Here is a 9,342-nt window from a genome sequence, read left to right on the forward strand (position 1 = left end):
GTGGCCCTCGGGCTGCTCATCGTCGTCATCGTCGTCTTCTTCCCGGTCGGCATCATGGGCTGGCTGCGCGAGCGGTGGCCCGAGAAATTCGGCGAGAGGGTGGATCTCGAGGCCCGCACCGCGCCCGTATCTCTGGGGGAAAGCCAATGACCCCGATCCTCGAAGTGAGCGGCGTGACCAAATCGTTTGGCGGCGTCGTCGCCAACCACAACATCACCTTGAATGTGCCCGAGGGGAGCATCACCGGCCTCATCGGCCCGAACGGCTCGGGCAAGACGACGCTATTCAACTCGATTGTCGGATTCCATCCCATCGACAGCGGCTCGGTCACGTTCGAGGAGAAGGACATTTCACGACTGCGGGTGGCTGACGTTGCACGCCTGGGCCTCTTGCGTACCTTTCAGCAGACCCGCATCTACGGCAAAATGAGTTGCATGCAAAACATGGAGATCAGCGTACCCCACACCCATGAAGGGCTGCGCACCATGTTTTCGAAATACCCGCCGGAAGTGACCGAGCGGGCGGAAGAGCTCCTCGAGTTCGTCGGCTTATACCCCAAACGCCACTTGCGCGCAGGCGAGCTCTCGTTCGGCCAGCAAAAGCTCCTGGAACTCGCCATGGCCCTGATGAACGGGCCGAAATTACTGCTGCTCGACGAGCCGACAGCGGGGATCAATCCGGTCCTGATCAATAGCTTGATTGATCGGCTCAAACGAATAAACTCCGAAATCGGAATCACGCTTTTCGTGATCGAGCACAACATGCGGGTGATCATGGATTTGGCCGAGCATATCTATTGCCTGGCCCATGGCCAGTTGCTGGCGGACGGCCCACCCGATGAGATTCGCACCGATCAGCGGGTCATTAACGCGTATCTGGGATCCCAGTGATGGCGCACGAGAGCACATCCGGCAACGGCAGAAAAGCCAGCCGGTTGAGCGAAGGCGATCTCGAGACCGTCCCTTCCGTCGAGGACCTGGCTGGCGAGCCAGGTCGCGTCGTCAAAGAGGGGCCCACCCGGGAACGCATTGCTGAACTGGCCGGCAAGGAACCCGTGCTCCAGATCGACGGCCTGGTTGCCGGCTACGCCAAGATGGAAATCCTGCACGGCATCGACCTGCAAGTCGGAGCCGGTCAGTCACTGTGCCTCATCGGGCCCAACGGCGCCGGCAAGTCAACCGTGCTCCACTCGATCTACGGCTTTACCAACATCATGGGCGGGACCATCAAGGTCAAGGGAACGGACATCACAAGGCTCAGCCCCAACGAAAAGCTCAAAAACGCCGGCATCGCCTACATCCTGCAGGACAACTCCGTGTTTCCCGACATGACCGTCGAGGAAAACCTGTGGATGGGCGGCTTTCTGATGGACACAACTACCCATGCCAAGGAGGCGGCGGAAAAGGTGTTCGAGAAATATCCCCAGCTGGCCGAGCGCCGCCGCCTGCGGGCGGGCGTGCTCTCGGGCGGCGAGCGCCGGCTGCTTGAAATCGCCCGTGCCCTGGTCATGGAACCTCAGATCCTGCTCGTGGATGAGCCCTCGATCGGCCTCGAGCCTCGCTACATCGGCATGGTCTTCGAGGTCCTCGACGACCTGCAACACGGACAGGGGAAGACCATCGTGATGGTCGAGCAGAATGCCAAGAAGGGCCTGGAGTTCGCCGATATCGGCTATGTCCTAGTCTCGGGCGAGATCGCCATGGCCGGGAAAGGCAACGACCTGCTCCAAGATCCTGAGGTCGGCCGCCTCTTCCTCGGCGGTTGATATCCCTGTACCCTCTGTACCCTCTGCACTCGTCAGTACCGTCTACACTGTTTCGACAAGCTCACCACTAGCGATTCGGCAGCCCTTCGACAACCCTTCGACAAGCTCAGGGCGGGGCTCAGGGCAAGGCTCATCGCTAGCCTCCCCTGATCTGCTTCGTCAAGGCTGGCTCGATGCCCATGAGCCGCTGGTACACGGTTAGCTGTCCCCGGTGGTACATTTCGTGGGCGATCCCATGCTGGAGCCAGGCCAACCGGGTGCCCATCTCTCCGTCAAATCGCCTAATCAACTGCAGCATGTGCAGCTCGCCGACTTCGAGAAACTTTTTTTCTGCCTGTTTCAACTGCGATTTGAGCAATCTTACCAAGTCGAACTTGGTTTCGGCCCGGTAAGCCTCCTTGGCATGCATGCGAAGCAGTTTCGGCCACGGCGCCCTGTGGAAGTTCGTGTCGGCACGGGTGAGCTCACCGGTCATCATCATGGCCACCTCAAGAATATGAACCACCACTTCTTTGACGCTGCGAACCTCCGGTGTGGGCCGAAACTCAAATTTTGGGGCTGGAATATTTGCTATTTCATCAACCAGCCCTTCACGGGTATCGATCCAGGATTCGAGGGCTTCTTCTAAAAGGGTGGTAAATGTCTCCATTGCTTAACTCCACATACCAATCGAGCCTCGTTTCACGCTAACCACAACGACCCAGGTCTGCAGGAACATCAGTTCCTTGTTACGGAGGAACGGGCGCATGCCGGTTGCTTTCAATCCTTTCAGCTCTTGCGCCAGTTCTTCGACAATCGCCCGCCCTATTTCGGGTGAGGTCTCTGTCAATTCCAACCAGCGATCAACATTGACTTCAATCTCCCGGAAGATTGTATGGCCGATGTCCAGCCCGGCACCCTGCATGAGTCTTTTTAGCTCGCTGGGCGAGGGGGCTTTCGTATGCGAGGAATCGCGCATCCGTTCCAATTGGTTGTATGTTCCCGCCAAGGCTTCGTTCTCCGGCGATACCAGGTCGATGACAGCCACTTTTCCGCCCGGGCGGCAGACGCGCGCCATTTCTTCGATCGGAAGGTTCGGATCCTCAAAGTGGTGAATCGCAAAGCGACTGACAACCACATCGAATGTACCGTTTGGATACGGTAAGTCCTCCGCAAGTCCTTGTTCGAAGAGAATGTTTCCGATCCCGTCTTGTTCGGCTTGACGTCTCCCCTCGATGAGCATTTCGGCAGTCGTGTCCAATGCGACGACCTGCTTCACGTGGGGGGCAATTGCACGACTGAGATGACCGGTGCCAGCTGCCACATCCAGCACGACACAGTGAGATTCCAGGTCGAGATGGTTCACCATCCACTCAAGGTACACCGGGCTCGACAGTGTATGACCCGGCTCTCCAAAGCGGGGAGCCTGCTTGCTAAATTGTTTCCTGACGACGTCGTGGTGATTCTCTTTCATCCTTAAATCTTCCCGACCTCACGATCTCCCCTGCCCCAAAGACGCCGTTCGCAATGTCTGAATCAGGTGGATGATCTCATCTTGTGACAGGGTCGTGGCAGAATCCTTGGGTGCGAATATCAACATCTCAACCTTTCTGTCATCCTTGTCGAAAATATGAACCATGACCTTGCTTGTACGCGCCGGATTTCCGAACTGAAACCCTCGGAGGTCTTGATATTCAAATGAGTACAATCCAGACTCCGCATTCACCAAGAGCATGGGTTTGAGAATCAGCAATATCGAAAGCCTGACAACATCTTTTTTCGGCATGAAAACGGGAAGTTCATTTGGCGTGGCATTCAGGATCGCCTTATAGAGGGAATAGTTCGATTTCATGGTCTCCTGGCCGAAAACCAAAACCGTCTTGCCCGCATAATCCGGATTTTTTCCATAAACTCATCGACAAGATCGACACCCTCCGCAGGGTTAAAAACAACGATCGCTTTACGTGACTTGAAGAGGATGCGAGCAAAGGATTGTCTGGTGTCCTCTTTCTCAACATCTGTCCAAGGTGCTTCAAAGTCGTAGCCGAAAAACGATAACTTTCTTCCAGCGAATTTCAGCTCCGATGGTACCTCCAGACGGTGCGGAAGCACGTACAATTCTGGATATTCGCCTTGCGGTTTCTTGAGGTAAAAAACAGCAGCGGTCTGGACTCCAAAAAGCACACCGAATAGGATCACCAAGGCTACTGTGGCCCCGGTGACGGACAGGGTTACGAGGATCGCCTTTTTATTTTTCATCTTTGAAAATTTCTAGATCGGGGGTCACGTTTCTCGGCAATGCTGTGCACTTTATTCAAGAGGGTCTTGCTTCTTTCAGCTGAGGCGTGCAGCAGTTGGATGGGGGGATTTAGGGGATGTTACAAATCTTCTTTCTTAAATTCGTAGCTGTTAACGATGCCGTTCTGATCGAACCCTATGATCAATTGATACTTCTTGCGAGTTTCATATCGCGTCTCGTCATAACCTGCCCATTTAATCTCTTTCCCAGACATGGTCGTCCACTGATATACAAAAATCCTTTCGTTACCGTGTCCATAATCTGGATCACCCAAATTCAGCAGAACCTCTTCCCTCTTTGTAGATCCGACCTCCACAAACCCCAATGCTTCCTGCTCTATTGGTTCCCTGGACATGGTGCTGACAACTTGTTCAGGAATCGAAACGACGCATCCCGCACAGAGAAAGGCAAATATTACCGAGATATAGACTGTTTTCATCTTCGAAACCTCAGCAAGCTGTGTTTTTCCAAGATATCAATCTCGTCAAAAACCAGCACAAGACAGTAGGGCCCCCAGGGGGCTGGCTCAAGCAGTCCTTCTTCAAGGTGCATTGTATATGTCCATATTCTCCCGTCCTCGTACCGGAGAAACGGGCGACCCAACCGTGATTCAACCACTTCCTTTCTGATACCATCCTCCAGGAAAGGCAGCCACTTTTGTTGAAGATCGATTTCATTTGCATAGAACGTCTGGTGCTCTTGGGGGTTGTGGTGGGAGCACGCCATTAGCAGAAAGAGGAAAAGGGAAGGTATAAGAACTCTGCGTAGAAGCATGGATGACCTCTTTGGTTCCCTGTCACCCTGGTGCTGCCGATCTCGCTGGCCTGTTTGCACCTTGCTGGGTGTCTCCATAATAATGCATTTATCCAGAGTCGACTAGCAGAATGGAAAAACCCAACGGCTAGCCCGCATTATTCACGAACGGAGTGTCTTTGTGAATAATGCGCCTGCAGGTGCGGGCTCGGCCGCACCGGCAGGTTTCGACAGGCCGCTCCCGCGGGCCGCTCAAGACTAGCCCTGAGCGACGCCCCGCAAACACGGGGCGGAGTCGAAGCCCAGAGGGCAGATTATTCAATTTTATGTGAATAATCCGGGCCAGCTTTGTCGGTTATGCATAGGGTGGAGAACAGGGACACGGTTTGATTTAATCTGCGGCAACCTGCATCGCTACGTACGTTCAGCTCCTCTGGGTTGGCTTTATGCATTACGACATGATGGATATGGCTGAGGGAAATCTCGAGAAAGAAAGACGGTCGAATACATCTTGTCAATCCCCAGCAACGGCACCTAAATCGACCGGCGTGATCTTCGCATGTGTGCGCTCCCAGCGACTGGACCGGCAGCGCCTCTGTAGGAGGACCATCCGGGCGATCCAGTCCAAGAGAAACGCCCACCAGATATAGGCCACACTCAGGCCCCACCATGCGGCGGCAGCAGCCAGGGGAACCCGGACCCCCCAGATTCCGAGGACCGTCACCCTCAGGATATACGCGGTATCCCCTGCCCCCCGGAGGGCCCCTTGAAGTACCAACGTGACCGCGAGGGGGATCTGACTGACCGCGGCTATCCGGAGGAAGATTATCCCTAGGCGGATCACCTCTTGATCGGCCGTGAACAGACGGAGGAGGGGCTCTGGGAAGAGGAAGAAAAGGACCCCCATCCCACTCATGAAGAGCATGCCCAGGCGGTTAGCCTCCGCCATCCCCTGGCGGGCCCGGAGGATGTCCCCTGATCCCACGCTCTGTCCGACCACCGTCGCTGCAGCCACCCCGATCGCCAACCCCGGCATAAACGAGAGGGCCTCGATACTCACCCCTAACTGGTGCGTGGCAAAAGCCACGGTGCCGTACAGGAGAAGGATCTTGAAATAGACCACCTGGCCTGCCTGCCACAATATGCGGTCAATCGCCACGGGCCAGCCCACCCGTACGATAGGACGGATACAGGCAGTATCCCAGCTTCCCTTGGTCAGATACCCCCTGGCCCAACCCTGCCACCAGAGGAGCACGACTCCGACAACCTCTGAGGATGCGACCGCGATGGCCGCCCCCTGAACGCCGAGGGCGGGAAGACCGAGGTACCCGTAGATCAAGGGAACGGCCAGGCTGACGTGGATGAGGTTCAGGATCACAAAAATCCACATCGGTGTCCGGGTGTCACCGGCCCCGTGCATCGTGGAGGTCAGGACATGGACTAAGGCGGTAGCGGGAAAGGCGAGAAATACCCATTGGCAGTACTCGCCGACTAGGATCTGCACTGCGACCGAAGCTCCGAGAAGGCTGGCCGCATCTGGCGCCAGCAAGATCCCCGCCACGGCCAGGGGGATCGTCAAGACCAGCGTCACAAGAAGACCATGAACCGCTACGCGTCCGGCCTCCGCCCGCCGGTCCGCCCCCCACCGCTGAGCCACTGCGACCATCGTTCCGGTGCTCACCGCCCACACGACGGTCATCGTGAGAAAGACCATCAGCTGACCGAGTCCAACTGCCGCAACAGCCGGAGCGCCGAGTCCGCCCACCAGGAAGATATCCACCGCTGTGGTCATCCGGTGGAGGAGGTTCGAAACGGCGACGGGCAGGGCCAGCCGGAAGACCTCGCGTCGGATCCCAGCTCTATCGATGTCTTTCTCCTGTTTCAAGGCGCGTATTCCTGATCTAGCATACTCGACCATTCGAAGAAAGCTGTCGGCTGTCAGCAGTCCGCTGTCAGCACGAGTTACAGAGGCCTGTAGCTGACCGCGGACCGCGGACCGCGGACCGCTGCGTGCGTCTATATCCCGCACCCCTAACCCTGTCAAGGTGAAAGGACGAATTGCCTACGATCTAAGCATTCCGTATTTGTACGCCAACAGTTTGCTTTTTTTTTGGGCGAATTCCGCCCTGGTTCACACCACCCCCAACTGTAATTTTCCCGCAATATCGATAAGTTATCACTTTTCTCCTCTACTGGCATGCGTGATGCTTTTGTAAATCGAACAATTTTCGTCCGACATGAGATGCGATTAATCATAAAAACCCTTTGGCATAGTTTCTGCTTGAGGTTCCCCGTAGCCTCCAGCGCGATGTGGCGACGGGGGGCGAGGCAAGGACGCCTCACATGGGGTGAGGTGTCCTTTTCTTTTTTCGAGGAAGGGAGGTTGTGCCGGTGAAGAAGGTGGAGTTCATCATCCGGCCTTTCAAGTTGGACGACGTCAAAGAGGCCCTGACCACGGCCGGCGTCCAGGGAATGACGGTGACGGAGGTGCGAGGATTTGGGCGCCAGCGGGGACGGACGGAGCTCTACCGGGGAACCGAATACACCATCACCTTTGTTCCCAAGGTCAAGATCGAGGTCCTGATTCTAGACGATCTCCTGGACCAGGCTATAAAGGTCGCCATGGAGGCGGCCAGGACCGGGAAGGTCGGCGATGGGAAGATCGCCGTCTGCGATCTCCCTCAGGTGATCCGTATCCGGACCGGAGAGATTGGGGAAGCCGCCCTATGAACGGGGTGGAGATCTTTCGCTTTTGCGGCGATTCAAAAAAGGAGGATGCGATGCGGCAGTGGAGAGGAAATCTGATCCTTGTCCTAATTGGTCTGCTGGCGGGGCTTTGTCTGTTCCCGGATTCCCTGCTGGCCCAGGAGACGGCCAAAGCCCCAGACGTCGTCCCCTTCACCAAGGAGCTGGCGGATACGCTCACCAACTCCAAGGTCGCCCTGGACACGATGTGGACCCTGGTGGCCGCCTTTCTCGTCATGTTCATGGCCGCGGGGTTCGCCCTGTTGGAGTCCGGATTTTGCCGGTCGAAAAACGCTGTCAATGTCCTGGCCAAGAATTTCGTGGTGTACGCCGTCACGGCCATCGGCTTTTTGGTTTTGGGATGGGGAATTATGTTTGGCGATGGGAACTGGTTTATGGGCCTGAAAGGACTCTGGTTTCTGGGAGGCCCGGACAACAGCCCAGCCACGGGAGGTGCGTATCAGGGGGTTTACAGTGCCATCAACTGGACCGGTATCCCTCTGGAGGCCAAGTTTCTCTTTCAGATGGTCTTCGCGGCGACCGCGGCCACGATTGTCTCGGGAGCGGTGGCCGAGCGGATCAGGTTCGGCGCCTTCTTTCTTTTCTCCGTTCTCATGGCCGCCGTCCTGTATCCGATCACCGGTCACTGGATCTGGGGAGGGGGCTGGCTGGCGGAGCGAGGGATGTGGGACTTTGCGGGCTCCACCGTGGTCCACTCGGTTGGCGGCTGGGCGGCGCTTGCCGGGGCCATCATGCTGGGGCCGCGGATTGGGAAGTATATGAAGGATGGCCGAATCAATCCCATCCCCGGCCACAGCCTCACCTCGGCGACTCTGGGCGTCTTTATCCTCTGGTTTGGGTGGTTCGGCTTTAACCCGGGCAGCACCATGGGTGCGGACTGGGGGCTCATTGGCCACATCGCGGCCACCACGAACACCGCCGCGGCAGCGGCCGTCATCAGCGCCACTTTCACCGCCTGGATCCTTCTAGGCAAGCCGGACCTTACGATGGCCCTGAACGGGGGTGTGGCTGGCCTGGTAGCTATTACGGCCCCCTGCGCTTTTGTCAGCCTCGGAAGTTCGCTGGCGATTGGCCTCGTGGCCGGCATCCTGGTGGTTCTCTCAGTTCTTGCCTTCGATCGCATTAAGGTAGATGACCCCGTGGGAGCCATCTCCGCCCACTTGACCTGTGGGGTCTGGGGCACGCTTGCCGTCGGTCTGTTTGCCCAGGACAAGTTCAGCCCAGGGACCACCGGTGACGGGCTGTTCTTTGGGGGTGGCTCAGAGCTCTTCGTGGCGCAGCTGATCGGGGTACTCGCTGTCGGCGCGTTCATCTTCCCAGCCTCTATGGTCGGCTGGTCGATCCTCAAGGGGCTGATGGGGATTCGGGTCTCTCCGGAGGAGGAGATGGAGGGGCTGGACCTCGGGGAGCACGGGATCAGCGCCTATCCTGAATTCCAGACCCCCCTGGCGGAACAGATGCCGGGGCTTGCCACGAGGACAGCGACAGCCCAGGCCGCGATGGCCCCTGCCCGAGAGGGAAGCCGGTAATCGGGAGACGGACAAGTACGCAACATCCAGTATCGTGTTTCAAGGAGGAGATAATGACACCCAAAGAAGTCCTCAAGTTCGCCAGCGAAAACGGCGCCAGGATGGTGGATCTGAAATTCATGGATTTCCCGGGAATGTGGCAACACTTTACCGTTCCCATCAGCCACCTGGACGAGACCATGTTTGAGGAGGGGGTGGGCTTTGATGGGTCCAGTATCCGGGGCTGGCAAGCCATCCACGCGAGTGACATG

13 protein-coding genes are annotated in these 9,342 nt (G+C 57.1%); 6 read left to right on the forward strand and 7 right to left on the reverse strand.

Annotated features, from left to right (window positions below; genetic code table 11):
• The 3 genes from O6929_05685 to O6929_05695 all read left to right on the forward strand — a co-directional run.
• Positions 1–150, forward strand: a 150-nt coding sequence (locus O6929_05685) for a branched-chain amino acid ABC transporter permease (protein MCZ6479876.1), incomplete at its 5' end; no start/stop codon positions are given.
• On the forward strand, positions 147–890 hold the full coding sequence (locus tag O6929_05690) for an ABC transporter ATP-binding protein (GenBank protein ID MCZ6479877.1): 744 nt from the start codon (positions 147–149) through the stop codon (positions 888–890). The genes O6929_05685 and O6929_05690, both read left to right, overlap by 4 nt.
• Positions 890–1,765 carry an ABC transporter ATP-binding protein gene (locus tag O6929_05695; GenBank protein ID MCZ6479878.1) on the forward strand — a complete coding sequence of 292 codons (876 nt, stop codon included), beginning with the start codon at positions 890–892 and terminating at the stop codon, positions 1,763–1,765. Before O6929_05690 ends, O6929_05695 begins: the two co-directional genes overlap by 1 nt.
• A gap of 136 nt (positions 1,766–1,901) precedes the next feature.
• On the opposite strand, the gene O6929_05700 is transcribed toward O6929_05695, so the two are convergent.
• From O6929_05700 to O6929_05730, 7 genes are all read right to left on the reverse strand, one after another.
• A complete protein-coding gene (locus tag O6929_05700) occupies positions 1,902–2,414 on the reverse strand; it encodes a hypothetical protein (protein MCZ6479879.1) in 513 nt (170 codons plus the stop codon).
• 3 nt (positions 2,415–2,417) lie between these two features.
• Positions 2,418–3,218, reverse strand: a complete 801-nt coding sequence (locus tag O6929_05705; GenBank protein MCZ6479880.1) for a methyltransferase domain-containing protein — start codon at positions 3,216–3,218, stop codon at positions 2,418–2,420.
• A gap of 18 nt (positions 3,219–3,236) precedes the next feature.
• The gene (locus O6929_05710) at positions 3,237–3,596 is read right to left on the reverse strand and encodes a hypothetical protein (protein ID MCZ6479881.1); all 360 of its coding nucleotides are present in this window, start codon (positions 3,594–3,596) and stop codon (positions 3,237–3,239) included.
• Positions 3,593–4,003: a hypothetical protein gene (locus tag O6929_05715; protein MCZ6479882.1), complete on the reverse strand. Its 411-nt coding sequence runs from the start codon at positions 4,001–4,003 to the stop codon at positions 3,593–3,595. Before O6929_05715 ends, O6929_05710 begins: the two co-directional genes overlap by 4 nt.
• Positions 4,004–4,122: 119 nt before the next feature.
• Positions 4,123–4,482: a hypothetical protein gene (locus tag O6929_05720; GenBank protein MCZ6479883.1), complete on the reverse strand. Its 360-nt coding sequence runs from the start codon at positions 4,480–4,482 to the stop codon at positions 4,123–4,125.
• A complete protein-coding gene (locus O6929_05725; protein ID MCZ6479884.1) occupies positions 4,479–4,817 on the reverse strand; it encodes a hypothetical protein in 339 nt (112 codons plus the stop codon). Before O6929_05725 ends, O6929_05720 begins: the two co-directional genes overlap by 4 nt.
• A 493-nt stretch (positions 4,818–5,310) precedes the next feature.
• Positions 5,311–6,714 carry an MATE family efflux transporter gene (locus O6929_05730; protein ID MCZ6479885.1) on the reverse strand — a complete coding sequence of 468 codons (1,404 nt, stop codon included), beginning with the start codon at positions 6,712–6,714 and terminating at the stop codon, positions 5,311–5,313.
• Positions 6,715–7,187: 473 nt separating this feature from the next.
• On the opposite strand from O6929_05730, the gene O6929_05735 reads away from it, so the two are divergent.
• From O6929_05735 to O6929_05745, 3 genes are all read left to right on the forward strand, one after another.
• Entirely contained in the window at positions 7,188–7,526 is a 339-nt protein-coding gene (locus O6929_05735) for a P-II family nitrogen regulator (protein ID MCZ6479886.1), read from the forward strand.
• A gap of 221 nt (positions 7,527–7,747) precedes the next feature.
• The gene (gene amt / locus O6929_05740) at positions 7,748–9,091 is read left to right on the forward strand and encodes an ammonium transporter (GenBank protein MCZ6479887.1); all 1,344 of its coding nucleotides are present in this window, start codon (positions 7,748–7,750) and stop codon (positions 9,089–9,091) included.
• Between the two features lie 53 nt (positions 9,092–9,144).
• On the forward strand, positions 9,145–9,342 hold a 198-nt coding region (locus O6929_05745), incomplete at its 3' end, for a glutamine synthetase (protein ID MCZ6479888.1).

The sequence above is a fragment of the Candidatus Methylomirabilota bacterium genome, from assembly GCA_027293415.1.
GTDB lineage: Bacteria > Methylomirabilota > Methylomirabilia > Methylomirabilales > CSP1-5 > CSP1-5.

Coding starts and splice junctions, on each gene's coding strand:
- O6929_05690 (MCZ6479877.1), top strand. CDS start 147: ATGACCCCGATCCTCGAAGTGAGCGGCGTGACCAAATCGTTTGGCGGC.
- O6929_05695 (MCZ6479878.1), top strand. CDS start 890: ATGGCGCACGAGAGCACATCCGGCAACGGCAGAAAAGCCAGCCGGTTG.
- O6929_05700 (MCZ6479879.1), bottom strand. CDS start 2,414: ATGGAGACATTTACCACCCTTTTAGAAGAAGCCCTCGAATCCTGGATC.
- O6929_05705 (MCZ6479880.1), bottom strand. CDS start 3,218: ATGAAAGAGAATCACCACGACGTCGTCAGGAAACAATTTAGCAAGCAG.
- O6929_05710 (MCZ6479881.1), bottom strand. CDS start 3,596: ATGAAATCGAACTATTCCCTCTATAAGGCGATCCTGAATGCCACGCCA.
- O6929_05715 (MCZ6479882.1), bottom strand. CDS start 4,003: ATGAAAAATAAAAAGGCGATCCTCGTAACCCTGTCCGTCACCGGGGCC.
- O6929_05720 (MCZ6479883.1), bottom strand. CDS start 4,482: ATGAAAACAGTCTATATCTCGGTAATATTTGCCTTTCTCTGTGCGGGA.
- O6929_05725 (MCZ6479884.1), bottom strand. CDS start 4,817: ATGCTTCTACGCAGAGTTCTTATACCTTCCCTTTTCCTCTTTCTGCTA.
- O6929_05730 (MCZ6479885.1), bottom strand. CDS start 6,714: ATGGTCGAGTATGCTAGATCAGGAATACGCGCCTTGAAACAGGAGAAA.
- amt (MCZ6479887.1), top strand. CDS start 7,748: ATGTGGACCCTGGTGGCCGCCTTTCTCGTCATGTTCATGGCCGCGGGG.